General features: G+C 73.5%; 26 protein-coding genes. 11 read left to right on the forward strand and 15 right to left on the reverse strand.

Annotated features, from left to right (window positions below):
- Positions 1–152: 152 nt before the first annotated feature.
- Complete coding sequence (locus ACVMYR_RS02560) at positions 153–1493, forward strand: peptidase C39 family protein (protein ID WP_457121024.1); 1341 nt, start codon at positions 153–155, stop codon at positions 1491–1493.
- Between the two features lie 12 nt (positions 1494–1505).
- On the opposite strand, the gene ACVMYR_RS02565 is transcribed toward ACVMYR_RS02560, so the two are convergent.
- The 3 genes from ACVMYR_RS02565 to mqnE all read right to left on the reverse strand — a co-directional run bounded on the left by ACVMYR_RS02565 (position 1506) and on the right by mqnE (position 3469).
- Complete coding sequence (locus tag ACVMYR_RS02565) at positions 1506–1772, reverse strand: DUF4229 domain-containing protein (RefSeq protein WP_091279593.1); 267 nt, start codon at positions 1770–1772, stop codon at positions 1506–1508.
- A 70-nt stretch (positions 1773–1842) separates the two neighbouring features.
- Complete coding sequence (locus ACVMYR_RS02570) at positions 1843–2277, reverse strand: hypothetical protein (protein WP_077935632.1); 435 nt, start codon at positions 2275–2277, stop codon at positions 1843–1845.
- 22 nt (positions 2278–2299) lie between these two features.
- A complete protein-coding gene (gene mqnE / locus ACVMYR_RS02575) occupies positions 2300–3469 on the reverse strand; it encodes an aminofutalosine synthase MqnE (RefSeq protein WP_077935631.1) in 1170 nt (389 codons plus the stop codon).
- Positions 3470–3709: 240 nt separating this feature from the next.
- Here mqnE and ACVMYR_RS02580 point away from each other — a divergent pair, with 240 nt between their 5' ends.
- Positions 3710–5194, forward strand: a complete 1485-nt coding sequence (locus ACVMYR_RS02580; RefSeq protein WP_228986479.1) for a C40 family peptidase — start codon at positions 3710–3712, stop codon at positions 5192–5194.
- Between the two features lie 713 nt (positions 5195–5907).
- Here ACVMYR_RS02580 and ACVMYR_RS02585 read toward each other — a convergent pair.
- Complete coding sequence (locus ACVMYR_RS02585; RefSeq protein WP_457121025.1) at positions 5908–6531, reverse strand: hypothetical protein; 624 nt, start codon at positions 6529–6531, stop codon at positions 5908–5910.
- A gap of 193 nt (positions 6532–6724) precedes the next feature.
- On the opposite strand from ACVMYR_RS02585, the gene ACVMYR_RS02590 reads away from it, so the two are divergent.
- The 3 genes from ACVMYR_RS02590 to ACVMYR_RS02600 all read left to right on the forward strand — a co-directional run bounded on the left by ACVMYR_RS02590 (position 6725) and on the right by ACVMYR_RS02600 (position 10420).
- Complete coding sequence (locus ACVMYR_RS02590; protein ID WP_233166684.1) at positions 6725–7093, forward strand: hypothetical protein; 369 nt, start codon at positions 6725–6727, stop codon at positions 7091–7093.
- Positions 7094–7385: 292 nt separating this feature from the next.
- Entirely contained in the window at positions 7386–9662 is a 2277-nt protein-coding gene (locus ACVMYR_RS02595; protein WP_457121026.1) for a DEAD/DEAH box helicase, read from the forward strand.
- A gap of 98 nt (positions 9663–9760) precedes the next feature.
- Positions 9761–10420, forward strand: a complete 660-nt coding sequence (locus ACVMYR_RS02600; protein WP_228986476.1) for a putative glycolipid-binding domain-containing protein — start codon at positions 9761–9763, stop codon at positions 10418–10420.
- 80 nt (positions 10421–10500) lie between these two features.
- Here ACVMYR_RS02600 and cds1 read toward each other — a convergent pair whose 3' ends face one another.
- Positions 10501–11592 (reverse strand): L-cysteine desulfhydrase Cds1, encoded by a 1092-nt coding sequence (gene cds1 / locus ACVMYR_RS02605; protein ID WP_457121027.1) that lies wholly within the window; start codon positions 11590–11592, stop codon positions 10501–10503.
- Between the two features lie 43 nt (positions 11593–11635).
- Positions 11636–12094, reverse strand: coding sequence for an Lrp/AsnC family transcriptional regulator (locus ACVMYR_RS02610; protein ID WP_091279612.1), 459 nt, complete (start codon positions 12092–12094; stop codon positions 11636–11638).
- 268 nt (positions 12095–12362) lie between these two features.
- Here ACVMYR_RS02610 and ACVMYR_RS02615 point away from each other — a divergent pair, with 268 nt between their 5' ends.
- Complete coding sequence (locus ACVMYR_RS02615; RefSeq protein WP_043961351.1) at positions 12363–12629, forward strand: BldC family transcriptional regulator; 267 nt, start codon at positions 12363–12365, stop codon at positions 12627–12629.
- Positions 12630–12737: 108 nt separating this feature from the next.
- Here the strand turns inward: ACVMYR_RS02615 and ACVMYR_RS02620 are convergent, their stop codons facing one another.
- Positions 12738–13367, reverse strand: a complete 630-nt coding sequence (locus ACVMYR_RS02620) for a UbiX family flavin prenyltransferase (protein WP_043961350.1) — start codon at positions 13365–13367, stop codon at positions 12738–12740.
- 132 nt (positions 13368–13499) lie between these two features.
- Here ACVMYR_RS02620 and ACVMYR_RS02625 point away from each other — a divergent pair, with 132 nt between their 5' ends.
- Positions 13500–14513: a terpene synthase family protein gene (locus ACVMYR_RS02625; RefSeq protein ID WP_457121028.1), complete on the forward strand. Its 1014-nt coding sequence runs from the start codon at positions 13500–13502 to the stop codon at positions 14511–14513.
- Between the two features lie 63 nt (positions 14514–14576).
- Here ACVMYR_RS02625 and mqnP read toward each other — a convergent pair whose 3' ends face one another.
- Both mqnP and ACVMYR_RS02635 read right to left on the reverse strand, forming a co-directional pair.
- Positions 14577–15488, reverse strand: coding sequence for a menaquinone biosynthesis prenyltransferase MqnP (gene mqnP, locus ACVMYR_RS02630; RefSeq protein ID WP_077935625.1), 912 nt, complete (start codon positions 15486–15488; stop codon positions 14577–14579).
- A complete protein-coding gene (locus tag ACVMYR_RS02635) occupies positions 15488–16948 on the reverse strand; it encodes a menaquinone biosynthesis decarboxylase (RefSeq protein WP_043961344.1) in 1461 nt (486 codons plus the stop codon). Before ACVMYR_RS02635 ends, mqnP begins: the two co-directional genes overlap by 1 nt.
- Before the next feature lie 191 nt (positions 16949–17139).
- Between ACVMYR_RS02635 and ACVMYR_RS02640 the strand changes: the two genes are divergently transcribed.
- Complete coding sequence (locus tag ACVMYR_RS02640) at positions 17140–18012, forward strand: alpha/beta fold hydrolase (RefSeq protein ID WP_077935623.1); 873 nt, start codon at positions 17140–17142, stop codon at positions 18010–18012.
- 61 nt (positions 18013–18073) lie between these two features.
- Here ACVMYR_RS02640 and ACVMYR_RS02645 read toward each other — a convergent pair whose 3' ends face one another.
- A complete protein-coding gene (locus tag ACVMYR_RS02645; protein ID WP_457121029.1) occupies positions 18074–18667 on the reverse strand; it encodes a carboxymuconolactone decarboxylase family protein in 594 nt (197 codons plus the stop codon).
- A gap of 63 nt (positions 18668–18730) precedes the next feature.
- Between ACVMYR_RS02645 and ACVMYR_RS02650 the strand changes: the two genes are divergently transcribed.
- The 3 genes from ACVMYR_RS02650 to ACVMYR_RS02660 all read left to right on the forward strand — a co-directional run bounded on the left by ACVMYR_RS02650 (position 18731) and on the right by ACVMYR_RS02660 (position 21062).
- Positions 18731–19231, forward strand: coding sequence for a MarR family winged helix-turn-helix transcriptional regulator (locus ACVMYR_RS02650; protein ID WP_077935616.1), 501 nt, complete (start codon positions 18731–18733; stop codon positions 19229–19231).
- A 170-nt stretch (positions 19232–19401) separates the two neighbouring features.
- Positions 19402–19590 (forward strand): hypothetical protein, encoded by a 189-nt coding sequence (locus ACVMYR_RS02655; RefSeq protein ID WP_043961338.1) that lies wholly within the window; start codon positions 19402–19404, stop codon positions 19588–19590.
- A 110-nt stretch (positions 19591–19700) separates the two neighbouring features.
- Positions 19701–21062: a CBM96 family carbohydrate-binding protein gene (locus ACVMYR_RS02660; RefSeq protein ID WP_198956414.1), complete on the forward strand. Its 1362-nt coding sequence runs from the start codon at positions 19701–19703 to the stop codon at positions 21060–21062.
- A gap of 45 nt (positions 21063–21107) precedes the next feature.
- Here ACVMYR_RS02660 and ccsB read toward each other — a convergent pair whose 3' ends face one another.
- Genes ccsB through ACVMYR_RS02685 form a run of 5 tightly spaced genes read right to left on the reverse strand, consistent with a single transcriptional unit; the run spans position 21108 to position 25894 of the window.
- Positions 21108–22097, reverse strand: a complete 990-nt coding sequence (ccsB, locus tag ACVMYR_RS02665) for a c-type cytochrome biogenesis protein CcsB (RefSeq protein ID WP_077935615.1) — start codon at positions 22095–22097, stop codon at positions 21108–21110.
- Positions 22097–23800 (reverse strand): cytochrome c biogenesis protein ResB, encoded by a 1704-nt coding sequence (gene resB / locus ACVMYR_RS02670; RefSeq protein ID WP_431891500.1) that lies wholly within the window; start codon positions 23798–23800, stop codon positions 22097–22099. The genes ccsB and resB overlap by 1 nt, the downstream gene beginning before the upstream one ends.
- The gene (locus tag ACVMYR_RS02675; RefSeq protein ID WP_457121030.1) at positions 23800–24672 is read right to left on the reverse strand and encodes a cytochrome c biogenesis CcdA family protein; all 873 of its coding nucleotides are present in this window, start codon (positions 24670–24672) and stop codon (positions 23800–23802) included. The genes resB and ACVMYR_RS02675 overlap by 1 nt, the downstream gene beginning before the upstream one ends.
- Entirely contained in the window at positions 24672–25247 is a 576-nt protein-coding gene (locus ACVMYR_RS02680; RefSeq protein ID WP_043961329.1) for a TlpA family protein disulfide reductase, read from the reverse strand. Before ACVMYR_RS02680 ends, ACVMYR_RS02675 begins: the two co-directional genes overlap by 1 nt.
- On the reverse strand, positions 25247–25894 hold the full coding sequence (locus tag ACVMYR_RS02685) for a histidine phosphatase family protein (protein WP_043961327.1): 648 nt from the start codon (positions 25892–25894) through the stop codon (positions 25247–25249). Before ACVMYR_RS02685 ends, ACVMYR_RS02680 begins: the two co-directional genes overlap by 1 nt.
- Position 25895 lies beyond the last annotated feature (1 nt).

Raw genomic sequence — 25895 nt, forward strand, 5'->3', positions numbered from 1 at the left:
GTCAGATCAATATCTTTCGCTACGCGATCCATCCCGACCGCATCCTCACGCCGGCAAGGATTTTCCTGGCGGGAACATCTGGCGAAACTTCCCGACGGGCGGGATAGTGACCGGCAAGCATGCCCCGACCCGCCTCACCCCGCGGAGATCCCATGGCCAGCATTGCCCTACGCGCGATCGCGCTCACCGGCGTCGCCACCCTCGCCCTCGCCGGCACGGCCGTCCCCGCCCACGCCGGCGGCCACCACCCGCCCGCCGAGCACGACGAGCAGATCACCTTCCAGGAGTGGTCCCGCCACCCCGACTGGCGTACCGGCACGCACCGGGGCACCCGGGCGGTCCCCGGCCACCGCGCCGGGATCACCATCGGCCGACCCGCCGGGACGACCGAGTTCACCGACGAGCACGCCGGCACCACCAGCACCTGGGAGTACGCCACCTGGACCTCGCCGGCCACCCGGATCGGCTTCGACGCCACCGAACTGGTCGCCTCGTGGAACGCCGACACCCCGGCGGGCACCTGGCTCCAGGTCGAGCTGCAGGGCACGTACAACACCGGCGACCGCACCCCCTGGTACGTCATGGGCCGGTGGGCCTCCGGCGACGCCGACATCAAGCGGGCCACCCTCGACGGTCAGGGCGACCCGTGGTCGAGCGTGTGGACGGACACGTTCGCCATCGACGACGCCGACGCCGGGGTGCTGCTGCGGTCGTACCAGCTGCGGCTCAGCCTCTACCGCAAGCCCGGCCAGACGGCCTCGCCCCGGGTCCGGATGCTCGGCGCGATGAGCTCGAACGTGCCGGACCGGTTCACCGTCACCCCGAGCCGGGGCGGGATCGCCTGGGGGAAGGAACTGCCCGTTCCCGCCCACTCCCAGATGATCCACAAGGGCAACTACCCCGAGTGGGGCGGCGGCGGGCAGGTCTGGTGCAGCCCGACGTCGACCACGATGGTGCTGGAGTACTACGGCCGGGGCCCGTCGGCCGAGGACCTGGCCTGGGTCACCCCCGGCTACACCGACCCGCAGGTCGCCCACGCCGCCCGGATGACCTGGGACTACGAGTACGAGGGCGCGGGCAACTGGCCGTTCAACACCGCGTACGCCGCGAGCTTCCCCGACATCGACGCCCGGGTGACCCGGATGCACTCCCTCGACGAGGTGGAACGCTTCGTCGCCGCCGGCATCCCGGTGATCACCTCGCAGTCCTTCCTCGACACCGAGCTGGACGGGTCCAACTACGGCACCTCCGGGCACCTCTTCGTGGTCGTCGGCTTCACCGCCGACGGCGACGTGATCGTCAACGACCCGGCGTCGTCGTCGAACGCGGAGGTACGCAACGTCTACCAGCGGGAGCAGTTCGAGCAGATCTGGCTGCGCACCAAGCGCTACCGCGCCGACGGGAAGGTGGCCAGCGGCTCGGGCGGCATCGCGTACCTGATCAAGCCGGCGGACCAGCCGTGGCCGGTGGTCCCGGGCTCGACCAACTGGTGACCGGCGGGGTCGTCAGCTCTTGTCGCCGGGCTGCTCGTCGTCGCCGGCCAGGGCGGAGCGCAGCCGCTCCTTCTCGGCCCGGCGGCGCTCGGCGGCCCCGGCCATCTCCCCGGCCATCTCGTCCCGCCAGCTTCGCAGCAGGAAGAACGAGAGCGCGGCGGAGAACGCCAACGCCAGCATGAGCTTCAGGAAGATGTTCAGGTCGACCGGCCAGAGCGCCGCGACGACCACCACGAACAGACCGATCCGGCCCAGCGTGTACTTGACCGCCGCGCTCACGTCGCACTCCGTTCTCCGCCGGCGGGGCCGGCCCGTAGGGTTCGCCCCGGCTGTCCCCGCCGGGCGGGGTTCAGCCCGTCCGGCGGGCCAGCCAGTGGACCCCGGTAAACCAGACCACCGCGTAGACCACGGTGAAGGCCGCCGCGCCGAGCCCGCCGCCCAGCAGCGGCGGCAGCCCGTCGGCCAGCCCGGCCACCACCAGGCCACCGACCACGGCCAGCCCGGCCGCCACCAGCGCGGCCACCACGCGGGCCGCGCCGAACTCCCAGGCCCGGAAGTCCTCCCAGTAGAGCCAGGCCGGCAGGATGATCGCCAGCCAGCCGTTGGCCCGGCCGAAGTCGCCCGCGCCCACCGTGGCGAAGCCCCAGTCGAACAGCAGCAGGGCGAGCAGGCCGATCACCAGACCGGCGAGGCTGATGCCCAGCAGGTCACCGAGGGCGACGATCCGCCCGTCGGCGTCCCGCCGCGGGAACCCGCCCTGACCCTGCCGACTCGACTCGCTCATGACCTACGAGGGTACGGGCTGCTCAGGCCCACACCTGCTGCGGCTCGGACCGGCGCTCCGCCAGCGACGGGGGCCCGTCGTACTCGCGGACGATCTCGTAGCGGGTGTTGCGCTCGACCGGGCGGAAGCCCGCGTCCCAGATCAGGTGCAGCAGGTCGTCGCGGTGCATGGTGTTCGGGGTGCCGTACGAGTCGGCGTCGTGGGTGATCTTGTATTCCACGACGGAGCCGTCCAGGTCGTCCACGCCGAAGTTCAGCGAGAGCTGGGCCACCGACAGGCCGTGCATCACCCAGAAGCACTTCACGTGCGGGACGTTGTCGAACAGCAGCCGGGAGACCGCGAACGTCTTCAGCGACTCGGCCGGCGACGCCATCGTGGTCTGCGCCTGGATCCGGTTGCGGACCTTGCCGTCCGCCGAGTCGACGAAGTCGTGCTGGTAGCGCAGCGGGATGAAGACCTGGAAGCCGCCCGTCTCGTCCTGCAGCTCGCGCAGCCGCAGCACGTGGTCGACCCGGTGCCGGGGCTCCTCGATGTGGCCGTAGAGCATCGTCGACGGGGTCTTCATGCCCTTCGAGTGGGCCAGCCGGTGGATCCGCGACCAGTCCTCCCAGTGGCAGGCGTGGTCGACGATGTGCTGGCGGACCTCCCAGTCGAAGATCTCCGCGCCGCCGCCGGTCAGCGACTCCAGGCCGGCGTCCATCAGCTCGTCGAGGATCTCGTCGGCGCCCAGGCCGCTGATCTTCTCGAACCACTGCACCTCGGTCGCGGTGAACGCCTTCAGGTTGACCTTCGGCAGCGCCGCCTTCAGCTCGCGCAGCACCTTCGGGTAGTAGCGCCAGGGCAGCGTCGGGTGCAGGCCGTTGACGATGTGCAGCTCGGTGAGCTGCTCGTCCTCCATCTCCTTGGCCTTGCGGACCGCCTCGTCGATGCGCATCGTGTACGCGTCCTTCTCGCCCGGCTTGCGCTGGAACGAGCAGTACGCGCAGGAGGCGCTGCACACGTTGGTCAGGTTGAGGTGCCGGTTGACGTTGAACATCACCCGGTCGCCGTTGAGCTCCGTGCGCCGGTGGTGCGCCAGGCGGCCCAGCCAGGTCAGGTCGTCGCTGTCGTAGAGGGCGATCCCGTCCTCACGGGTCAACCGTTCGCCCGCGTACACCTTCTCTTCGAGCTCGCGCTTGAGTCCGGCGTCCATCGAAAGCCACGTCCCTTCCACCTGCGGTCCCGTCGAGCCTACGTCGGGTCGTCGACCCACCGCCGATGCGGTCGACCCCAGCGACGTACCTCACCGGACTCTCAGCCGCTCGTAACCTGTTACGCCATCGACATCACTGCCCGGGTGCGGTAAGACAGGGTGGGGCGCGCCACATTCGGGGCCGCCCCCGCCGTCGCGCCACCCGAGCGCGGCGCCCACCCACGCCGGACGGGGAGCGGAATGGTGCAGAGCACGCGACGACAGCGACGGCAGCGACGGAGGGCGCCCCTGTTCTCGCCGGTGCTCCGGCCAGCGCTGTGGTCCGCCCTGCTCAGCGCCGTGGCCACGGCCGCGCTCGCCACCCCCGCGTACGCCGAACCGCCGCTGCCCAACGTCGTGCCCGACACCGGTTCCCGCCCCGTCGCCGTCGGCGGGCTCCCGGTGCCCGGCCTGAACAGCCCCGCCATCCCCGGTGCCGGCGCGCCGGTGACGCCGCTCGGCACCGGCCCGCTCGCCGCCGCCATCGCGGCCGCCGAGGCCCAGGTGGGCCTCCTCGGCGACCAACTGCTCGGGCTGCGGCAGACCCGCACCGACGCCGAGGCCCAGCTCGCCGCCGCCGACCGGGACCTGAAGGCGGCCCGCGACGCCCTGGCCCGCGCCCAGGAGGGCGCCGACGCCGCCGCGGCCGGCGCGCTCAAGGCCGCCGCCGCGCTGCCGCCCGGCGAGTTCGCCGAGGACCTCCACGGGCTCAACATGCTCCAGCAGATCACCCGGGGCGAGGAGGCGGAGGGGGCGACGACCGCCGCAGCCGGCGAGCTGACCCGCGCCCGCGCCGCCGAACAGGTCGCCTACCAGGCGTGGCTCGCCGCCGACACCCGGGTGCGTTCGGTCCGAAACCAGTACGCCGCCGTGGAGAAGTCCCTCCACGAGCAGGAGAAGAAGCTGCTCAAGCTGCGCAAGGACAACGCCGCGCAGATCATCGAGCTGGAGCGCCAGCAGGAGGCCCTCGAGCAGCAGCTCGGCGCGGGCTACGTCGACGGGCAGAGCAGCAACGGCCTCACCGCGAGCCCGACCGCGCTGGCCGCCGTCCGCTACGCCCTGGCCCAGCTCGGCGACCCGTACGTCTGGGCCGCCGAGGGCCCGGACGCCTTCGACTGCTCCGGGCTGATGTGGGCCGCCTACCGGTCGGCCGGCTACAACCAGCTGCCCCGGGTCTCCCGCGACCAGTACTACGCGACCCGGGGCCGCACGGTGAGCCGCAGCGCGCTGCTCCCCGGCGACCTGCTGTTCTTCGCCTCCGGCAGCAGCTGGACGACGATCCACCACGTCGCGATGTACATCGGCAACGGCAAGATGGTGCAGTCCCCCACCACGGGCCAGACGGTGAAGATCAGCACGGTGGGTTGGTCCCGGCTCTACGCCGCGACCCGCGTGGTCGGCGCGGTGCCCGCCCCGACGCCCACCCCCACCCCGGCTCCGACCACGCCGAAGCCCACCAGCACCCCCAAGCCGACGAATTCTCCGACGCCGAAGCCGACCACCCCGTCGCCCAAGCCCACGACCCCGTCGCCGAAGCCGACGACGGCGAGCCCGACGCCGACGCCGACTCCGACGCCGAGCCCGTCGGACACCCCGTCCCCGTCGCCCGCGCCAACCACCCAGGCCAGCAGCCTGGCACCGAGCGACAGCGCCGCACCGGACCCCTCGACGAGCACGACGGACTGAGCGCATCCGTCCACTCCGGCTGTGCTGCCGGGCGGGAATGTGGCACCGTGACACCCATACACTTCCGGCCCGACGCCTCGGGCCCGGAGGCGAGCGTGGGCACGGAGGACGACCATGGGCGAGCAAGAGGTTCCGGCGGGAACGACCGACCCCGGATCCCGGCTTGACCCCGGATCCCCACCCGCCCCGGGCGGTGGCCCGGCCGGCTCCACACGCACCCCGGTCGGCACCGCGCCGGCCGACGGGTCGCAGCCCGGGTCGGCCGGACGGGCGACGGTGCCCGCCGCGACAGCGCGGGCCCGGGTGAGCGTCTCCGGCGTGACCGTCCCGCCCGACAGCTCCGCGTTGCCGGTCGCGGGCAGCAGCGGCACCACGTACCGCGCGGGTGCCCCGGCGCTCGATTCCGTCCCGGGACGGCCTTCGACGCCGCCCGGCGGGACAACCGGGGGCGCCGCCACCGGGCCGACACCGGGTGCCGAAGGCGGCGGCGTCACGCCGGACGCCCGTGCCACACCGGCCGCCGGCGTCGGCGTGGCACCCGCCCCGGGCAGCGCCCGGACCGGCGCTGGCGTGCCGAGCCAGCGGGCCGGCGGCAGCGGGTCCGCCCGGGCCAGCGTCTCGGTGCCCGGCCTGAACCGGGTCTCCGCCGACGAGGCGGCAGGCGCCGTCGGGGCGGAGGCGGCCGGCGCGGCGAAGCCCGGCAGCGCCAAGGTCTACCGGTCGGCCCCGGTGAGCCCCGAGCCGCCCGAGCCCGCCCGGCCCCCGGAGCCGGCCGAGCCTCCGAAGCCGGCCGGGCCGCCCTCGCCACCGGAGCCGGAGCCCGCCCCGGCACCCACGCCCGTTCCGGGGCCGAACCCGCCCACGCCGCCCGTGCCGGGTCCCCCGCCGCCGTCGCCGAACCCGCCGGTCCCCGAGCCGACGCCGCCGGCCCCCGGGCCGTACCCGCCCGCCCCGGTCCCGCCGCCCGGCCCGGCCGTGCCGCCGCCGACGCCCGGGCCCGTGCCTCCGCCCGGACCGGTGCCGCCCGTGCCGGGCCCGCCGATTCCCCCGCCCGGTCCGGCCGTGCCGCCGTCCCCGCCGCCGCCCGGCCCGATGCCGGCACCGCCGTTCCCGCCACCACCACTGACCGCGCCGGCCACCCCGACCTGGCCACCGGCCGGCCCGGCCGGCTCCGCGCCGTCGTCAGCTCCGCCGTCGTCCGGGGCCCCCGCGGGCTGGCCAGCGGGCCACGCCGCACCGCCGTTCCCGACGGAACCGGCGTCGCCGCCCGCCGCGCAGTCCCCTGTCGTGCCGGCCCCGGCGCTCCCGGCCTGGCCGCCGCCGACCAACCCGGCCACCCAGCGCGACGGCACGCCCGCCGCCGGCGGCGTGGCAAGGACGCCGGCACCGGCCGCCCCGGTCTCGGGCGTCCCCGCCTCGGCAGCTCCCGCATCGGGCGTCCCGGCGTCGGGTGCTCCCGCATCGGGGCCGCCGGCCGCAGGTCGGCCGGCGTCCGGCCTGTACGGCGCGGCCCCGACCACCGCCTGGCCGGTGGCGCCCCCGGACGCGCCTACCGCGCCCCCGGGTGGGGCCCCCGGCGGCCGGGCCACCGTCGGCAGCCCCGCCCCTCGCCCGGAGCCGGGGACGGCCGACCTCGCCAGCACCGCGTACGGCACCGACGGGCCGGGCTTCGCCACGGTCGCGCTGCCCACCGGCAACCAACTGGACAATTCCGGCTCGCTGACCGGGCACATCCTGGCCCAGGGCTGGACGGACGCCCCGGCCGCGCGATCCAGCACCGCCAAGGTGCTGATCGTCCTGGTGGCGTCGCTCGGGCTGCTCGTCGCGATCGGCGTGCTCGTCGTGCTGCTGGCCGGCGACGCGATGGACGGGCTGGTCGGCGGCCTCCTCAACAGCTGAGCAGGCGGCGGGGCACGCGCGGACAGGTAGACGACCCGGCGGGCGTGGGCGGCCCTGAGCGGACCGCACAGGCCACCGAGCCGGACCGGAGGGCGGCTGAGCGGCCGGGGATGGTGAGCCCGCCCACTACGGTCTCGTGGCACGGTGGCGGGTTTGCCTTGTCGCCGTACACTTGTCGTGATCCTTGACCCGGCGCGCGTGAGGCGCGCCCATGGGCGATCTTGCGGGCGATCCGGCGGCGTTCAGCTGCGGCAGGCCATCGCGAAGATGCGCCCCGCTCGAAAGGCATTTCTTGACCACGTTTGCTGACCCCAGCACGTTCCCGTCCGTCCTCGACACCACGGCCGAGGCGAACGACCCGGCCGACGCCCCCGCCGCCGAGACCGGCTCCGCCGACGTCGCCGGGACCGCCCCCCGCGACACCGTCGACGACAACGCGGCGCTCGAAACCACCGCCGTCGACGACACGGCGCTCGAAACCGCCACCGTCGACGACACGGCGCTCGAAACCGCCACCGTCGACGACACGGCGCTCGAAACCGCCGCCGACGAACCCGCCGAGGCCGAGGCCGACGCCGGCGAACCCGACGCCGAGTCCGACGTCGCCGTGGACTTCGGCGCGCTCGGCCTGCCCGAGTCGCTGGTCCAGGCGCTCGACCGGCTGGGCATCACCACGCCGTTCCCGATCCAGCGGGCCACCGTGCCCGACGCCCTCGCCGGGCGCGACGTCCTCGGTCGGGGCCAGACCGGCTCCGGCAAGACCCTCGCTTTCGGCCTGCCGGTGATCGCCCGGCTCGCCAAGCGCAACCGGGCCCGCCCGCTGCACCCCCGGGCCCTGGTGCTGGTGCCCACCCGGGAGCTGGCCATGCAGGTCAACGACGCGCTCGTGCCACTCGGCAAGGCGGTCGGGATCTTCCTGAAGACCGCCGTCGGCGGCGTGCCGTACGACCGGCAGATCGACGCGCTCCGGCGGGGCGTGGAGATCATCGTGGCCACCCCCGGCCGGCTGGGCGACCTGATCAACCGGGGCGTCTGCCACCTCGACGACGTCGAGGTGACCGTGCTCGACGAGGCCGACCAGATGGCCGACATGGGCTTCCTGCCGGAGGTCACCGAGCTGCTGGCCAAGACGCCGGCCGGCAGCCAGCGGCTGCTCTTCTCCGCCACCCTGGACGGTGACGTGGACTCGCTGGTCAAGCGGTTCATGACCGACCCGGTCACCCACTCGACGGCCCCGGCTACCGCCGCCGTGTCCACGATGGACCACCACCTGCTGCTGATCCCGCCGCACGACAAGTTCGCCGTGGCGGCGTCCATCGCCGCCCGGTCCGGCCGGACGATGCTCTTCGCCCGCACCCAGCTCGGGGTGGACCGGCTCGTCGAGCAGCTCGCCGCCGTCGGCGTACGGGCCGGTGGGCTGCACGGGGGCAAGACGCAGCGGATGCGTACCAAGACCCTGGCCGAGTTCCGCGAGGGCCGGATGAGTGTGCTGGTCGCCACGGACGTCGCCGCCCGGGGCATCCACGTGGACGGCGTCTCCCTGGTGCTGCACGTGGACCCGCCGAAGGACCCGAAGGACTACCTGCACCGGGCGGGGCGTACCGCCCGGGCCGGCGAGTCGGGTGCGGTGGCCACGCTGGTGCTGCCCAAGCAGCGCCGGACCACCCTCGCCATGTTGCAGAAGGCCGGCGTCGAGCCGGCGGAGACCCGGGTTCGGGCCGGCGACCCGGCCTTGGCCGAGCTGACCGGCGCCCAGGAGCCCAGCGGCGTGCCGGTCCGCGACGAGCCGCCCGCCCCGCGCCGGCACGGCGACCGTCCGGCCGGTCCGCGCCGGTTCGAGGAGCGGGGCGAACGCCGCTACGGCGACCGGGACGGCCGGGGCGAGCGTCGCTACGGCGACCGGCCCACCGGCGAACGCAGCTTCGGCGAGCGCCGCTACAGCGACCGGCCCACCGGCGAGCGCCGCTTCGGCGACCGGCCGACCAGCGACCGCGGCTACGGCGACCGGCCCGCCAGCGAGCGTGGCTCCGGCGAGCGGCGGTACGGCGATCGGGAGCAGCGCGTCGGCGGGGACCGCCGGTTCGGTGACCGCCCGACGGGCGAGCGCCGCCACGACGACCGGGGCGACCGGGGCTTCGGCGAGCGACGGTTCGACGACCGCTCCGGTGGCGACCGCCGCTACGGCGACCGGCCCACCGGCGAGCGGCACTACGGCGACCGGCCGACCAGTGACCGGCCCACCGGCGAGCGGCGCTTCGGCGACCGGACGGCCGGCCCGCGTCGGTTCGACGAGCGCGCCGGTGGGGAACGTCGCTACGGCGACCGGCCCGGCGGCGACCGCCGCCACGACGACCGGCCCACCGGCGACCGCCCCACCGGTGACCGCCCCACCGGTGACCGCCCCACGGGCGAGCGCCGCTTCGGCGAGCGGGGCTTCGGCGAGCGGGGCGGGGACCCGCGTACCGGCGACCGGCGGGGCGGCTTCCGCCCCGAGGGACGCGGACGGGACGACCGGCCCCGTGACGATCGGCGCGGCTTCGGCGGGCGACCGCCGGCGCGTACCCACTGATTCTGACGACGACCGGAACGCCGCCGCGGAGCCCACGCTCCGCGGCGGCGTTTCCGCTTGCGCTGCCGGCCGGTCCGGCGTGCCGTAATGTCCGGTTCATGCCGACAATGCCGAAGTCGCTGTTCTGGGCCCGGACGGACACCGCCGGCAGCGAGCACGTGGTGTTCGACGACGGCGCCGGGCTCGGCGCGCAGGGCGTCGTGCTCGCCGTCGACCCGATCCCCTACACCTGCCGGTACCGGCTGACCGTCGGGCCCGACTGGGCGACCAGCCGGCTGGAGGTCGAGGCGGAGGGCGCGGGCTGGCAGCGGAGCGTACGCCTGGAGCCGGCAGGCGACCGGTGGCGGGTGACCGCCGCCGAGCAGGGCGACCTGGACGCGGCGTTGCGGGCGGCCGGGCATCCGGCGGCCGGCCTGCCCGGCCTCGACGATCCGGACCGGCTGGCGGGCGCGGTGGACGTCGACCTGGGCGGTTCGCCGCTGTTCAACACCCTTCCGGTACGCCGGCTCGGGCTGGCCCCGGCCGCGACCACGACCTCGTCTCCGGGCGCGGCGGAGCCGGGGGCGGCGCACCGGATCACCGTGGCGTGGGTGCAGGTGCCCAGCCTGATGGTGCTGCCCGCCGAGCAGGTCTACGCGGCGCTCGGGCCCGGCCGGGTCCGCTTCGCCAGCGAGACGTTCACCACGGAGCTGGACGTCGACCCGGGCGGCTGGGTGCTGCGCTATCCGGGCCTGGCCGAACGCATCGCCCCGCGCTGAGGGCCCACGGCCGCGCGGTCCGTGTTAACAGGGGTCCCCTGTACAACAGAATGCGTTAACAGGGGGCCCTTCCTTGCGCTTTACGCGGGCCAGGCGCCGGTCGCCAGGAAGCGGTCGACGGTGGCCAGGTGCGGGGCGAGGTCGAGGCCCTGCCCGGCCACCCAGTCGTCGGCGTAGTACGTGTCGGCGTACCGGTCCCCCGGGTCGCAGATCAGGGTGACCACCGAGCCGGTGCGGCCCTCCGCGAGCATCCCGGCGATCAGGCCGAACGCGCCCCACAGGTTGGTGCCGGTGGAGCCGCCGACGCGGCGGCCGAGCAGCGCCGAGCCGGCCCGCATGGCGGCCAGGGAGGCGGCGTCGGGCACCTGGACCATCCGGTCCACCACGGCGGGCAGGAACGACGCCTCCACGCTGGGCCGGCCGATGCCCTCGATCCGCGAGCCCCGGCCGGTGCACACCGCCCAGTCGGCGGCCTGCCAGGCGGGGTAGAACGCCGAGTTCTCCGGATCGACCACGCAGAGCTTGGTGGGCAGCCGCCGGAACCGGGTGTAGCGGCCGATGGTGGCGCTGGTGCCGCCGGTGCCGGCCCCGACGACGATCCAGGCCGGCACGGGGTGCCGCTCCAGCGCGAGCTGGGCGTAGATCGACTCGGCGATGTTGTTGTTGCCCCGCCAGTCGGTGGCCCGCTCGGCGTACGTGAACTGGTCCATGAAGTGCCCGCCGGAGTCCTCGGCGAGCCAACGCGCCTCGACCACCACCTTGGCCGGGTCGTCGACGAGATGGCAGCGCCCGCCCTGGAACTCGATCTGGGTGATCTTCTCGGGCGAGGTGGACGCCGGCATGACCGCGATGAACGGCAGCCCCAGCATCCGGGCGAAGTACGCCTCGGAGACCGCCGTCGAGCCGGAGGACGCCTCGACGATCGTCGTCCCGGGGCCGATCCAGCCGTTGCAGAGCCCGTACAGGAACAGGGAGCGGGCGAGCCGGTGCTTGAGCGAGCCGGTGGGGTGCACCGACTCGTCCTTGAGATAGAGGTCGATGCCCCACCCGCGGGGCAGCGGGAACGGCAGCAGGTGGGTGTCGGCGGACCGGTTGGCGTCGGCCTCGACCGTGGCGATCGCCTCGGTCACCCAGCGCCGGCTGGCCTCGTCGCACCGGTCGAGATGAGTCATGTTCGGAAACGTAGCAAGCGGATCGGCCCTGGTCGCGGCCCGGTCAGGTCGCGGGGCGGGCGAGCGGTTGCGGGCGGTTCTCCCACTTGGTGGACAGCGCGATGCCCGTCCGGGTGGAGGCCACCCCGGGGGTACGGTTCAGCCGCACGATCAGCTGCTCCAGCTCGGCGATGGTGCCGACCCGGGCCTTGAGCAGGAACGACTCGACTCCCGCCATGAAGTAGCAGGACTCGATCTCGGGCATCCGCCGGAACGCCTCCAGCACGTCGTCGGTGTCGCCGCCGGAGTCCTCGACGATGCCGATGAGCGCGGTCACGCCGAGGCCGATGGCCTCGGGCTCGACCTCGGCCCGGTAGGCCCGCACGACGCCGCCCGACTCCAGCTTGCCGACCCGCTCGTGCACGGCCGGGGCGGAGAGCCCGACCTGGCGGGCCAGCTCGGCGTACGAGAGTCGGGCGTTGCCCTGCAACAGCTCCACGAGGCTCAGGTCGATGGCGTCCACGGACTGTGACCCTAGTCGTTGGGGCGTAACGCCGGTCGCCCGGCATGCGTTGCACATGACAGTAGGTGAGTGTCCGCAGACCTTCGGTCGAGGGAGAGCAGAGACGCCCCAGTTTACTAACTTCCCACTCAGTGCGTTTTTCGCGTTTGGCGGACAGGCCAGGTCGCTGGTGCTGTAATTGCCATACGTCCCTCATGACGGCTCTGGGCTCGCACCGGCCGGGGGCAGTGTGTTCAGCCGGGGGCTTCGTCGACGCGAGGAGGGGGCTGTGGACACTGGAGATCGCCTGCTGACACCGGGTGAGGTCGCCGCGCTGTTTCGGGTTGACCCGAAAACTGTGACGCGCTGGGCGGCGGCCGGCCGGATCGGCAGCATCCGGACTCCAGGCGGGCATCGCCGGTTTCGGGAATCCGAGGTGCGGGCCCTGCTTGAGGGGGAGGGCATGCTGGACGAGGCGGATGAGATGGGGAAGGCCCGTAACGTCGGCCCCGCCGCGTCGACCGGCCCTGGCCCGGCCAATGCCGGGATGTACTGAGCAGGTGCGCTGACGGGCACGGGCCGGCCAGTCCGGCCCGCGTCCCGCCACCGGTCCCGGCGTCGGAAGCCCGCAGCGGCAGGGCTGACCACCGGCCCCGGACGTGGTTCAGGAGCGGGTGGCGCCCAGCTCGCCGGACCAGCGGCGGAACAGCGTGTGCGGCACGCCCAGCGCGTCGAGCACCTTCCCGGCCACGAAGTCGACGAGCTGCTGCGCGGAGGCGGACGCCCCGGCACCGTAGAAGCCGGGGCTGGCCGGCAACACCACCGCCCCGGCGTCGTGCAGTGCGATCAGGTGCTCCAGGTGGCTGCGGGTCACCGGCGTCTCCCGGGGCACGACCACCACCGGCCGGCGCTCCTTGAGGTTGACCTCGGCGGCCCGCTGCAACAGGTCCTTCGACAGGCCGATCGCGATGCCGGCGCAGGCCGCCGTGCTGGCCGGCACCACCGCCATTCCGCGTACCCGGTAGGAGCCGCTGCTGGGGCCGGCGGCGAGATCGCCGGCGGGCCAGTGCCGCACGTCGGCGTCGCCCAGGTCGCGGCCGAGCCAGGCGGCGAGGTCCTCGGCCCAGTGCCCGTCGCGGAAGGCCCGCCCGGTCTCGTCGAGGATGGTCAGCCGGGCGGCCCGGGAGACGACCAGGTCCACCGGTTCGCCGGCGTCGAGCAGCCCCCGGACGACCGCCGCCGCGTACGGCGTGCCCGATGCGCCGGAGACTCCCACCACCCATGGTTCCCGCATGCCCTCCAGCCTGCCTGGTCACGGGGATGGTCCACCGACCGCCCCCACCCCCGGGGCAGGGTGGGGGGCATCGCACGGGGTCGACCTGCCATGCTGCCGAAAACGATTCACGTCCCACAGGGGGAATCGGTGATGACCGACGACATCCTCCGGTCGCTGCGCGCCGACTGCCCGATTCCGCCTCGGCTGTCGCCGTACGCCGACCGGGTGCAACGCTGGCTCGACGACCGGCTGCCCGGGGTCGGCCTGCCGTTGGACTCCCCCGCCCTGGACCGGTTGTCCCGCGCCCGGTTCGCCCGGTACGCGGGCCGGCTCTACCCGGAGGCCACCGAGCCCGACCTGCGCGCCATCGCGGCACTGTTCACCTGGTTCTTCCTGGTCGACGACGCCTGCGACCGACCGGACCGGCTGCGCCCCGACCAGATCCTCGCCCTGCGGGACGGGACGCTCCGGCTGCTGCACGACGGGCCCCGGGGGCGGCACCCGGGCCTCACGGGCCCACTGCGCCGGCTGCTGGTGCGGGCGTGGCGGGAACCGCGCCGCCGGATGCCGGCGCGCTGGCGGGAGAGGTTCACGGACGCGGTCGGTAACCACCTGCACGGCGCGTGGCTGGAGGCCGTGGAGAAGGCGGCCGGCCGCCCGCCGGACGTCGCCCGGTACGTCGAGCTGCGCCGGGCCACCTCGGCGGCGTACGTGTCGTATCCGCTGATCGAGTTCGTGACGGGCCGGCCGCTGCCCGACGCGGTGTACCACCACCCGCGGCTGCGCGAGATCGGCGATCTCGGCAACGACCTGCTCTCCTGGTACAACGACATCGCCTCGCTGGAGCGGGACCGGGCCACCTCCGGCGGGCACAACCTGGTGCTGGCGCTGGCCGCCGAGCGGGGCGTCGGGGTGGAGGCGGCGCTCGGCCCGGCCGCCGAGCGGTGGCGGGCCGCGATGCGCCGCTTCGTCGAGCTGCGCGCGGGCGTGCCGTCGTTCGGGCCGGCGCTGGACGAGGCGGTCGCCGACCACCTCGACGGGGTCGCCGCCGCCGTCCGGGGCACGATCGACTGGACGCTGGAAAGCGCCCGCTACGGAGGCGGCGATGGCGGTAAGGAGGGGCCCCTTCTTAACGCTTCCGGTAGAGCAGGGGCCCCTTCTTAACAACGCTGGGCAGCGGCGGGAGCGGCGCGGGCAGTAACGCCGGGGGCGGCGGCGAGGGCTCGCTCAGGGGCGCAGGCCCAGTCTGGCCACGAGGTCGACCAGCGCGAACACGAACAGCGCGATGCCGACGAACCCGTTCGCCGTGAAGAACGCCCGGTTGACCTTGCTCAGGTCGGTCGGGCTGACCACCAGGTGCTGGTAGCCGAACGCGGCGGCGGTGAGGGCCAGCCCGATCCACCACGGCCAGCCGAACCCGACGAGCGCCCCGAACCAGACGAACAGCGCGAACGTCACCACGTGCGCGACGGTGGAGGCGTGCAGGGCGAACCGCAGCCCGTACCGCGCGGGCACGCTGTGCACGCCGATCTCGCGGTCCACCTCGGCGTCCTGGCAGGCGTAGATCAGGTCGAAGCCGCCGATCCACAGGCCGACGGCCGCGCCGAGCAGAAACGCCGGCCACGAGCCGGCGAAGGTGCCGGTGACGGCGAGCCACGCGCCGACCGGGCCGACCGCCTGGGCGACCGCGAGGATCGCGTGCGGCCAGTTGGTGAACCGCTTGCCGTACGGGTAGACGACCAGCGGGACGACGGCCAGCGGCGCGAGCGCCAGGCAGAGCGGGTTGAGCAGGGCGGCGGCGGCGAGGAACACCACGAGCGCGACGCCCGCGCCGGTCCAGGCCGTCCGCACGCTCACCGCCCCGGTGACCAGTTCCCGGGCGGCGGTACGCGGGTTCCGCGCATCGATCCGCCGGTCGAGGATGCGGTTGGCGGCCATGGCGAACGTCCGCGCCCCGACCATCGCCACGGTGATCAGCAGCAGGTCGAGCCAGCGCACCCGGCCGCCGTCGACCTGCATCGCGGTCAGCGCCGACAGGTACGCGAACGGCAGCGCGAAGACGGAGTGCTCGATCGCGACGAGCTTGAGGAAGGACTTGACGCGGCCCGGCCGCGCGGGCGCAGCGGCGGCGGTGGCCATCAGATCCCGTACTCCTTCCAGCGCTTGTCGACCAGGGAGACGACCTCCGGTGCCATGGTCATCTCCTCGGGCCAGCCCCGGGTGTAGCCCTCGGTGGGCAGCTTGCGGGTGGCGTCGACGCCGACCTTGCCGCCCCAGAACTGCTGGTAGGAGGAGTGGTCGAGGTGGTCGACGGGCCCCTCGGTGAGCAGCAGGTCGCGGGCGTAGTCGACGTTGCCGAACGCCCGGAACGCGACCTCGTGGTAGTCGTGCACGTCGCAGTCCTCGTCGACGATCACGATCAGCTTGGTCAGCGACATCAGGTGCGCGCCCCAGATGGCGTTCATCACCTTCTGGGCGTGCTTCGGGTAGCGCTTGCGGATCGACACGATCGCGCAGTTGTGGAAGACCCCGGCGGCCGGCAGGTCGTAGTCGACGATGTCGGGGATCAGCAGCTTGAGCAGCGGCTGGAAGATCCGCTCGGTGGCCTTGCCGAGGCCGTGGTCCTCCTGCGGCGGCTTCGAGGTGACGATCGAGTGGTAGACGGCGTCGCGCTGCATGGTCATCGTCTCGATGTGCAGCACGGGGAACGGCTCGACCGGGGTGTAGAAGCCGGTGTGGTCGCCGAACGGCCCCTCGGGCAGGCGCTCCCCGGGCTCCAGGTAGCCCTCAAGCACGATCTGGGCGTGCGCGGGGACCTGGAGCGGGACGGTGAGGCAGTCGACCATCTCGACCCGCTCGCCGCGCAGGAACCCGGCGAACAGGTACTCGTCGATGTCGCTGGGCAGCGGCGCGCTGGCCGCGTACGAGACGACCGGGTCGCAGCCGATCGCGACCGCGACGGGCAGGCGCTGGCCGAGCCGCTCGGCGACCGCGTGGTGGGCGGTGGAGTCCTTGTGGATCTGCCAGTGCATGCCGAGGGTGTTGCGGGAGTGCTGCTGGAGCCGGTAGAGGCCGAGGTTGCGCTTGCCGGTCTCGGGGTGCTTGGTGTGGGTGAGCCCGTAGTTGTGGAAGATCCCGCCGTCGCCGGGCCAGACCTGGAGGCCGGGCAGCCGGCCGAGGTCGACGTCGTCGCCGGAGTAGACCACCTGCTGGCAGGGGGCCGTCTTGACCTTGCGCGGCGGCACCGACTTGAGCTGCATGACCTTGCCGAGGCCCTCGCGGATGCCGGACCAACCGACGGGCAGCTCCGGCTTGATCAGCGCGCCGATCCGCGCGCCGATCTCGTCGAGCGAGTCGACGCCCAGCGCCATCGCCATCCGCTTCTCGGTGCCGAACAGGTTGATCGCCACCGGCAGCTCGCCCCGGGTGGGGCGCTCGAACAGCAGCGCGGGGCCACCCTCGCGCACGGTCCGGGTGACGATCTCGCTGATCTCCAGCGTCGGGTCCACGGGGACGCGGACGCGGCGCAGCTCCCCCGCCCGCTCCAGGGCCGCGAGGAAGTCCTTCAGATCGGTGTACGGAAACCCACGAACCGCCATGCCCCCAGTCTCCCGCACCGTGCTGAGGTGCAAGGAAGGGCCCCTTGTTAACGCTTTCCGTAGAGGAAGGGCCCCCTGTTAACAAGCCCGGTCAGCGGGCGGTGGGCGTCTCCCCAGCCGATCGGCGCTCGTTGGATCGGGTGGCGGTGCGCCGGGTGGTCGGGCCGCCGGGGGTGGGAGAGGGGGCGGCGATGGGCGACGGACGGGTGCCGGCGGGTTTCACCGAGCAGCGGGCCCAGGTCGGCGCGGTGGCGATCAACTACGTCCGGGGCGGCCGGGGGCCGACCCTGGTGCTGCTGCACGGCTACCCGCAGTGCTGGCGGATGTGGCGGGGGCTGCTGCCGGAGCTGGCCGACTCGTACCACGTGATCGCCCCCGACCTGCGCGGCTTCGGCGACAGCGACGCCCCGCCCGACGGGTACGACAAGAAGAGCGTCGCCGCCGACCTGCACGGGCTGCTGACCGGCCTGGGCCTGGCCGGCGACATCCGGCTGGTCGGCCACGACGTCGGCACCATGGTCGCGTACGCCTACGCCGCCGCGCACCCCGGCCAGGTGTCCCGGTTGGTGCTGACCGAGGCGCCGATCCCCGACGAGAGCATCTACGCGTTTCCCGCGTTGACCGCCGCCGGGCCGGCGGTGTGGAACTTCGGCTTCTTCAACCTCACCAACGGCCTGCCGGAGGAGCTGGTCGCCGGCCGGGAGTCACTCTGGGTGGACCGCTTCACCGACTCGATCATGGTGCTCAAGGGCAGCATCGGCGCGGACGACATCGAGGAGTACGCCCGGCATCTGACCGACCCGGCGCACCTGCGGGCCAGCTTCGCCTACTTCCGGGCGTTCGGGCATGACGTCGTGGACAACGCGGCGTACCGGAAGCGACCGCTGCCGATGCCGGTGCTCGCCGTCGGGGCCGCAGCCAGCCTCGGCGGGCAGGTGGCCGACCAGGTGCGCCGGTACGCCCGCAGGGTCGAGGCCCGGGTGGTCGAGGACTGCGGCCACTGGCTCTTCGAGGAGCGCCCGGCCAAGCTGACCGCCCTCCTGCTCCCCTTCCTACACGACTGACCCCCACCCCCACCCTCCCTGCCCCCGGATCGGCGATCAAGAGAGAAGCGTCAGAGTTGATCTATGCGGTGACACTTTTCTCTTGATCACCGAGAAGAGCCGGGTCGAGAGGAGCCGGGTCGGGCAGAGCCGGGTCGAGGGGGGCGTCCAGCAGGCGGTTGGCGAAGGTGGAGATGGTGTACGCGCCGATGCCGAGCACGACGTCCAGCGCGTGCCGGGGCCGCCAGCCGGCCGAGAGGAAGGCGGCCACCTCCTCGTCGGGGACGTCGCCCCGGTGATCGAGCACGGCGACGGTGAACCGGCGCAGCGCTTCGAGTCGCGGTTCGGGCAGCGCCGCCCCGGCGCGCAGCGCTTCGATCAGTGCCGTGGTGCCGTCGTGTCGGGCCAGGGTGGCGGTGTGCATGGCCATGCAGAGCTGACACCCGTTGCGGGCGGCGACGGTGAGCACCACCACCTCGCGGGCGACCGGGTCGAGATCGGTGGACTCGAAGACGGCGGCGGCGCCCAGGAAGCCCTTGAGCAGCTCCGGCGACTCGGCCATCAGTGCGACGGCAGCGGGCAGGTGCCCGAGCTTGCGGCGGACCCCGGCCATGGCGGGCCGGGCGGCGGCGGGTGCGGTGTCGAGGGTGTGGATGGTGAAGGCCGATCGGGGCATGGACAACCTCTTCGCGTACGATAGTCAACGTGGTTGACCAAATAGTAAACGTGGTTGTCGAACATGGCAACGGCTGACCCCGCGGACGCGACGACGGCTGACCCCGAGCGCCCCGGCTTCCTGCTGCCGCTGCTGTTGCTGGCCGGCTTCCGTACCCTCGTCGACGACCTGCACGCGGAGCTGGCCCGGCAGGGGCACGCGGAGCTGCGGCCGGTGCACGGCTTCGTCCTCCAGGCCGTCGGCCCGGCCGGCACGACCGCCAGCGAGCTGGGCCACCGCCTCGGCGTCTCCAAGCAGGCCGCCGGCAAAACAGTCGACCGGCTGGTCGCCCTCGGCTACCTGGAACGCGCCGACGACCCCGCCGACGCACGGCGCAAGCTCATCCGGCTGACCGACCGGGGGCACGACGGGCTGCGCCGCTCGGCGGCCCTCTTCGACGAGCTGCGGGCCCGGTGGGCGCAGACGCTGGGCGAGCAGCGGGTGAGCGCCCTGGAGGACGACCTGCGCCGGGTCGCCCAGCCGAACTTCTTCCGGCTCGACGTCCCGGGTTGGTTCGGCACCTGACCGACCACCGGGGGCCGCACCGGCAGCAGCCGGAACAGGTGGAGCAGTTGTGGAATCACGGCGGCCAGGCTGCCCGGGTAGCGGATGCCGGACTGCTTCGTGTAGTTGGACATCTCGCAGAAGCGGGTTGGCGCTCGCTCCGAAGGAGCACCCGGCGACAGGATGGGGGCATGGACGACGCGTACGTGTCCGGCGACCCGGACGGCCTCTCGCCCCTGCTGGTCCGCATCCGCGACGCCGTGGCCCGGGAGCTGCACGCCCAGCTCGCCATGCGGTCGGACCGGATCGAGCTGGCCGACGTGCCGGAGATCGCCTACCAGGTGACGCTCCGCGTCGATGGGGTGATCACCCGGCGGTGACCGGGCGTTGACACGACGGTGACGGATCCCGGGGTCCACTCGCCGGGTATGGGCGGGCCGGGAGGCAGCGCCGCGCGCCGTGGCGGTCGGCCGGCCCGGACGGAGATCCCATGAGCAGACGCGCTTCCCACCGCGTGCTGACGGCCCTCGCCCTCGTGGGCGGGCTGCTCGGCGGCGCGCCGCCGGCTACGGCGGCCACCACGACCGTGACGTTCCTCCCCAGCCAGGACACCTACGTCAGCTCGTCGAGCCCGAACACGAACTTCAACAGCACCAACTCGCTCATGGTCGGCGCATCCCCGACCCGGATCTCCTACCTCCAGTTCACGGTCACCCGGCTGAGTGACCCGGTCACCAGCGCCCGCCTTCGGCTGCACGTCCAGAGCGTCACCAACGCCCCCAGCCCGGCCGGCGGCACCGCACAGCAGGTCGGCACCGACTGGTCGGAACGCACGCTGGCGTACGCCACCCGGCCGCCGTCGATCGGCGGACCGCTCGGGTCGCTCGGCACGGTGCGCAGCAACACCTGGTACGAGCTGGACGTGACCGACGCCGTCACCGGCAACGGCCTCGTCGCCTTCGCCCTGTCGTCCACCAACCCGGACGGCGCCTTCTACGACAGCCGGGAGTCCACCACCTTCGCGCCGCAGCTGATCGTCGGCACCGGCACCCCGCCCACCGGCGACAACGTGCTGCTCAACGCCGGGGACATCTCCGCGTGCAGCACCACCGGGGCGGCACAGACCGCGCAGATCGTCGCCCGCGAGCCCGGCACCGTCATGGCCGGCGGGGACCTCACCGACAGCGGTACGGCGGACCAGCTCGCCAACTGCTACGGCCCGACGTGGGGCCAGTTCAAGGACCGGACGAAGCCGATCCTCGGCAACCACGACTATCTGACCGCCAACGCCAAGCCCACCTTCGACTACTTCGGACCGGTGCTGCCGCCCGGCAAGGGCTACTACTCCTTCGACAAGGCCGGCTGGCACGTCGTCGTGCTGAACACCAACTGCTCGCAGGTGGGCGGCTGCCAGGCCGGGTCGGCGCAGGAACGGTGGCTGCGCGCGGACCTGGCCGCGCACCCGACCCGGTGCACCCTGGCCCAATACCATCACCCGCTGTTCAGCTCCGGCGGCCGGGAGTCGTCGAACGCCCGACCGTTGTTCCAGGCGCTCTACGACGCGGGTGCCGAGATCGTCATCAACGGGCACAACCACCAGTACGAGCGCTTCGCCCCGCAGGACCCGTCCGGGGTCGCCGACCCGGCCCGGGGCATCCGGGAGTTCGTGGTGGGCACCGGGGGCCGCCCGCTGCAGAGTTCGTTCCCCGAGCCCGCCGCCAACAGCGAGGTCAGGAACGGACGTACGTTCGGGGTGCTCAAGCTGACGCTCTCGCCGGGCAGCTACACCTGGCAGTTCCTGCCGGTGCTCGGCGGCACCTTCACCGACTCGGGCACCGGCACCTGCCACTGACCCGGGTCGGGTCCGGCCCGCCCGTGCGGGTCGGGCCCGGCGGGGTCAGCTCACCCCGGCGTACGAGTGCAGGCCGGTGAAGAAGAAGTTGACGCCGAACAGGTTCATCAGCACGGTGAGGAAGCCGACGATGGCGAGCCAGGTCGCCACGTTGCGTCGCACGCTCGGGGTGGCCCGGGCGTGCAGGTAGCCCGCGTAGACCACCCAGGAGATGAACGCCCAGGTCTCCTTCGGGTCCCAGCCCCACGGCCGGCCCCACGCGGCCTCCGCCCAGATCGCCCCGGCGATCACCGCGAAGGTGAAGACCGGGAACGCGAAGGCGTGCAGCGAGAAGGTCAGCCGCTCCAGGCCGGCCGCCGCCGGCAGCCGCTTCGCCAGGGTGTACGGGAAGCTGCGCTTGCCCTGCTCGTAGCCGTTACGCATGAGGAACGCCACCGCCGGCACGACGCCCAGCAGGAAGATGCCCGACGAGAAGCTGATCGTCGACACGTGCACGATGAACCAGTAGGAGTTGAGCGCCGGGGTCAACGGCACCACCTCGACATAGAGCTTCAGCTCGGCGAACGCCAGCAGCAGCACCATGACGAGGGTGAGGAACAGCCCGAGGCGGCGCAGCGAGGGGCGCTTCCACAGCACGGCGAGCCACGCCGCCGTGCCGATGAACGACACGGTCAGCACGAACTCGTACATGTTGCCCCAGGGCATCCGGTCGGCGGCGATGCCGCGCGTCACCGTGGCGCCGAGGTGCAGCGCGGCGGCGAGCGCGGTGATCCACACCGCGACGCGGCCGGCGAGCCGGCCCCGGGCCGTCGAACGGTCGACGCCGACCGGCGGGGCGTCGGCCTTGGCGACGGGACCGTCGGGAAGGACGCCGCCCCCGGCACCCACCCCCGCCCCGACCAGCTCGCGCGCGGGCGCGGCGGGCCGGGCGACGGCGCGGGCGTTGCCCAGGGCGTACTCGACGGCGTGGCTGATCATCGCGATCAGGTACGCCAGGGTCGCGAACGTGACCAGCTGGTCGGAGAGTGCGGACATCACTGCGCTCCTTCTCGCGTCCCGGCCGGGCCACGCGCTGTTGCCTCGCCGGCCCGCTCGCCCGGCGTCCCGTCGCCGCGGATGGCGGCGACGAGCTGCGCGAACTCGTCGGCGAACCCTGGATAGTCGGTGCGCGGCAGGCCACCGGCCTCCACCAAGCTACTACCGGCCGTCGGAGATCCACCGGCGGGGTCCGCCGCAGTCTCCGTCGCGCCGGTCGCCGGGGGCGTCCCGGCCGGCGTGACGCGGAACCAGACCCGGCGGCGCTTGCCGAACAGCGCGCCCATGAGGCCGATCAGCAGCGTCGTCGAGCTGACGAGCAGCAGGGCCGAGCCGGGGTCGTACCGGACCGAGATCGTGATGTACGGCTGCGTGCCGACGAACTCCAGCACGCTGCCGTCGTCCAGCGTCCACTTCTCGCCGACGGCGAGCTTGCGGTCGCCGATCTGCTTGAGCTTGCCGTTGCTGACCTGGCGCTGGTCGAGCTGGTAGACCGAGCCGGGGATGCCGGCGTCCATGCCCAGGTTGCCCCGGTAGGCGACCAGCACCACCGCCGGGTTGCGCTCGGTCGGGAACTCCGACCGGGTGAACGGGGGCTGCTGCGGCGCGGTGGGCAGGTAGAGCCCCTCGAAGGCGACCTGGAGGTCGGCGTTGCGTTTCCCCGTGGCCGGGTCGACGTTGACGTCGGGGAACGCGGCCACTCCCTCGCTGGTCAGGGTGGCGTCCCCGGTGGTCAGGAACGGGAAGTTGCTGGTCTGCGTCTTGCCGTAGCGGTCGGTGTAGCGCAGGACCGGCGCGTACCCGTGGCCGAGCAGGTAGACGTTGGCGCCGCCGAGGCGCAGCGGGTCGTTCACCGAGAAGGACGCGGTGCGGGTGGCCCGGCCCCGCTCCTCCACGTCGACCGTGGCACGGTACGACTCCGGCTGCGCCGACTCCAGGAACGTCGCGTCGAACTTCTTCAGCGTCAGGCAGAACGGCGGCAGGTCGGCGCTGTCGACGCGGGGGCCGAGCTTGGCCTCGGCGTACTGCTGCCGGGTGTTGCAGAACGCGTTGTCCGGGCCGGCCACCAGCAGCTTGTTGCCGTGCCAGCCGTACCACGAGCCGAGCGCGACCCCGAGCAGCACGGCGATGAGCGAGGTGTGGAACAGCAGGTTGCCGGTCTCCTTGAGGTAGCCCTTCTCGGCGGAGACCTCAGTGCCGCGCACCTGGACCCGCCAGCGGCGGCGGCGCAGCTCGGCGGCGACGGCCTCGACGGCCTCGGGACCCGTCGGCGCGACGCCGGCCAGCACGGCGTGCTGGGGCAGCCGGTCGAGCCGCTTCGGCGCGGCCGGTGGCTTCGCCCGCAGGGCGCGCACGTGGTCGCGCAGCCGGGGCACGATGCAGCCGATCAGCGAGGTGAACAGCAGCAGGTAGATCGCCGAGAACCAGACCGAACCGAACACCTCGAACGCGCCGATCCGGTCCAGCTTCGGGGCCAGGTCGGGGTGCTCGGCGAAGTACTTGTTGACGTTCTCCGGGTTGACCCCGCGCTGCGGCAGCACCGAGCCGGGGACGGCGGCGACCGCGAGCAGGAAGAGCAGGATCAGCGCCGTACGCATGCTGGTGAGCTGCCGCCACGAGTTGCGCAGCAGGGCCAGCACGGGGTTGGGCCGGCGGCGGGGGGCGTCGGCCGGCGGTGCCGGCCGGTCCTCGACGACCGTCATCAGATGCTCACCTCGCCCACGCCGACGGTGGTCTGCAACCAGATCACGAAGTTGGTCCACCCGCCGGTGACCAGCGCCAGGCCGATCAGGATCAGCAGGACCCCGCCGACGCGGGTGACCCAGCGGCTGTTGCGCCGCACGGCGCGGAACACCCCGAGCAGGCGGTGGAAGGCCAGCCCGAAGACGACGAACGGCACCCCCAGCCCGAGGCAGTACGCCACGGCGAGCACCACGGCCCGGTCGAGCTGCCCGCCGGGGGTGGCCATGCCGAGCACCGCCGCGAGCGTCGGGCCGGTGCAGGGCATCCAGCTCAGCGCGAAGACCGCGCCGAAGACGGGGGCACCGAGCAGGCCGGCGGCGGGCAGCCGCTGGATGCGGAACTCCCGTTGCAGGCCGGGGAGCACCCCGACGAACGCCAGCCCGAGCACGACGATCAGCGCGCCCGCGCCGATCTCCAGCTGCCGCTCGTACTGGATGAGGACCCGGCCGACGCTGGCGAAGAGGATCGCGGTGGCGGTGAAGACGGCGGTGAAGCCGGCGATGAAGAGCAGCGTCCCGGCGAGCACCCGCCCCTTCACGGCCGCGCCGGTCCGGCTGCCCTCTTGGGTACGCTCCGCCGCCCGTTCCCGCACGGCGACCCCGCCGCCGGGGGTGTTAACAGGGGGCCCCTGCTCTACAGAAGGCGTTAACAGGGGGCCCTTCCTTGCGCTCTCCAGGTCGGTGCCGGCCAGGCCTGTCACGTAGGACAGGTAGCCCGGGACCAGGGGGAGGATGCACGGGGAGAGGAAGCTGACCAGCCCGGCGAGCGCCGCCGCGCCGATGGCCAGCAGCAGCGGGCCGCCGCTGGCGATGTCGTGGAAGGTCTCGCCCATCAGCGGGAACCGTCGGGCGCGGGCTTCTCGGCGGCGATCCGCTCGACGATCGGTTGCAGCCGGTCCTGGGTGACCGCCGACCGGATGACCACGGCGACCCGGCCGTCCCGGTCGAGGATCACGGTGGCCGGGATGGTGTTCGGCGCGATGTCGAAGGCGAGGGCCAGCCGGCTCGGCGGGTCGAACAGGCTCGGATAGGTGACCCGGCCCTCCTCGAACGCGAGCGCCTTGTCCCGGTTGTCCTGCACGTTGATGCCGAGGAACGTCACCCCGGAGCCCTTGGTGGCCTGGTAGGTGGCCTCCAGGTCGTCGGCCTCGGCCCGGCAGGGCGGGCACCAGGAGCCCCAGAAGTTGACCACGACTACCTGCCCGAGGTCCTTCGCGATGTCGTAGCTGCCGCCGGTGAGCAGCTCACCTGCGAGCTTCGGCGCGGCGGAGCGCTCGTCGGGGGCGCACTCGATGACCCCGTCGGTGGTGGCGCAGCGCCGCTCCTGGCTGTCGCCGGAGCAGCCGGCCAGCGCCGCCGTGGCCGTCACGGCCGCGAGGAGTCCGGCGATCCACCTTCGGGCTGGCATCAGGCCCCCTTGGCCGTCCGGGCGGTCGGCGATGTGGCGACGAGGTGGGCGGCGGGCTCCGAGTAGCCGATGCCCACCACCTTCGCGCCGTCGAAGTGGAACGAGGTGAGGCTGGCCAGCCCGCACTGCCGCTTGCGCGGGTCGTGCCAGAGCCGCTTGCGCTCGACGTACCGGCGCAGGGTCCAGATGGGGAGCTGGTGGGAGACCAGCACGGCCTCCCGGCCCTCGGCGGCGACGCGGGCGGCGTGCAGGGCGGCGAACATCCGCTCGGCGATGGCCCGGTACGCCTCGCCCCAGCTCGGGGTGACCGGGTCGCGCAGCACCCACCAGTTGCGCGGGTCGCGGAACGACCCGTCGCCCGGGGAGACCTTCTTGCCCTCGAACCAGTTGGCGCTCTCGATCAGCCGCTCGTCCACCCCGACGGGCAGGCCGAACTGGGCGGCGATCGGCTCGGCGGTCTGCTGGGCGCGTTCGAGCGGGCTGGCCACCACGTGCACCACGTGCCGCTCGGCGAGCCCCTGGGCCGCCGCCTTGGCCATCTGCACGCCCAGCTCCGACAGGCGGAAGCCGGGCAGCCGGCCGTAGAGGATCTGGCCCGGGTTGTGCACCTCACCGTGCCGCAGCACGTGCACCACCGTCTTGCTCACC

Source organism: Micromonospora sp. PTRAS2 (assembly GCF_054052245.1).

Coding starts and splice junctions, on each gene's coding strand:
- mqnE (WP_077935631.1), bottom strand. CDS start 3,469: ATGGACGCCGGACTCAAGCGCGAGCTCGAAGAGAAGGTGTACGCGGGC.
- ACVMYR_RS02645 (WP_457121029.1), bottom strand. CDS start 18,667: ATGCCCCGATCGGCCTTCACCATCCACACCCTCGACACCGCACCCGCC.
- ACVMYR_RS02560 (WP_457121024.1), top strand. CDS start 153: ATGGCCAGCATTGCCCTACGCGCGATCGCGCTCACCGGCGTCGCCACC.
- ACVMYR_RS02570 (WP_077935632.1), bottom strand. CDS start 2,277: ATGAGCGAGTCGAGTCGGCAGGGTCAGGGCGGGTTCCCGCGGCGGGAC.
- ACVMYR_RS02580 (WP_228986479.1), top strand. CDS start 3,710: ATGGTGCAGAGCACGCGACGACAGCGACGGCAGCGACGGAGGGCGCCC.
- ACVMYR_RS02635 (WP_043961344.1), bottom strand. CDS start 16,948: ATGGCGGTTCGTGGGTTTCCGTACACCGATCTGAAGGACTTCCTCGCG.
- ccsB (WP_077935615.1), bottom strand. CDS start 22,097: ATGTCCGCACTCTCCGACCAGCTGGTCACGTTCGCGACCCTGGCGTAC.
- ACVMYR_RS02680 (WP_043961329.1), bottom strand. CDS start 25,247: ATGCCAGCCCGAAGGTGGATCGCCGGACTCCTCGCGGCCGTGACGGCC.
- ACVMYR_RS02675 (WP_457121030.1), bottom strand. CDS start 24,672: ATGGGCGAGACCTTCCACGACATCGCCAGCGGCGGCCCGCTGCTGCTG.
- resB (WP_431891500.1), bottom strand. CDS start 23,800: ATGACGGTCGTCGAGGACCGGCCGGCACCGCCGGCCGACGCCCCCCGC.
- ACVMYR_RS02655 (WP_043961338.1), top strand. CDS start 19,402: ATGGACGACGCGTACGTGTCCGGCGACCCGGACGGCCTCTCGCCCCTG.
- ACVMYR_RS02650 (WP_077935616.1), top strand. CDS start 18,731: ATGGCAACGGCTGACCCCGCGGACGCGACGACGGCTGACCCCGAGCGC.
- cds1 (WP_457121027.1), bottom strand. CDS start 11,592: ATGACTCATCTCGACCGGTGCGACGAGGCCAGCCGGCGCTGGGTGACC.
- mqnP (WP_077935625.1), bottom strand. CDS start 15,488: ATGGCCACCGCCGCCGCTGCGCCCGCGCGGCCGGGCCGCGTCAAGTCC.
- ACVMYR_RS02640 (WP_077935623.1), top strand. CDS start 17,140: ATGGGCGACGGACGGGTGCCGGCGGGTTTCACCGAGCAGCGGGCCCAG.
- ACVMYR_RS02660 (WP_198956414.1), top strand. CDS start 19,701: ATGAGCAGACGCGCTTCCCACCGCGTGCTGACGGCCCTCGCCCTCGTG.
- ACVMYR_RS02600 (WP_228986476.1), top strand. CDS start 9,761: ATGCCGACAATGCCGAAGTCGCTGTTCTGGGCCCGGACGGACACCGCC.
- ACVMYR_RS02620 (WP_043961350.1), bottom strand. CDS start 13,367: ATGCGGGAACCATGGGTGGTGGGAGTCTCCGGCGCATCGGGCACGCCG.
- ACVMYR_RS02625 (WP_457121028.1), top strand. CDS start 13,500: ATGACCGACGACATCCTCCGGTCGCTGCGCGCCGACTGCCCGATTCCG.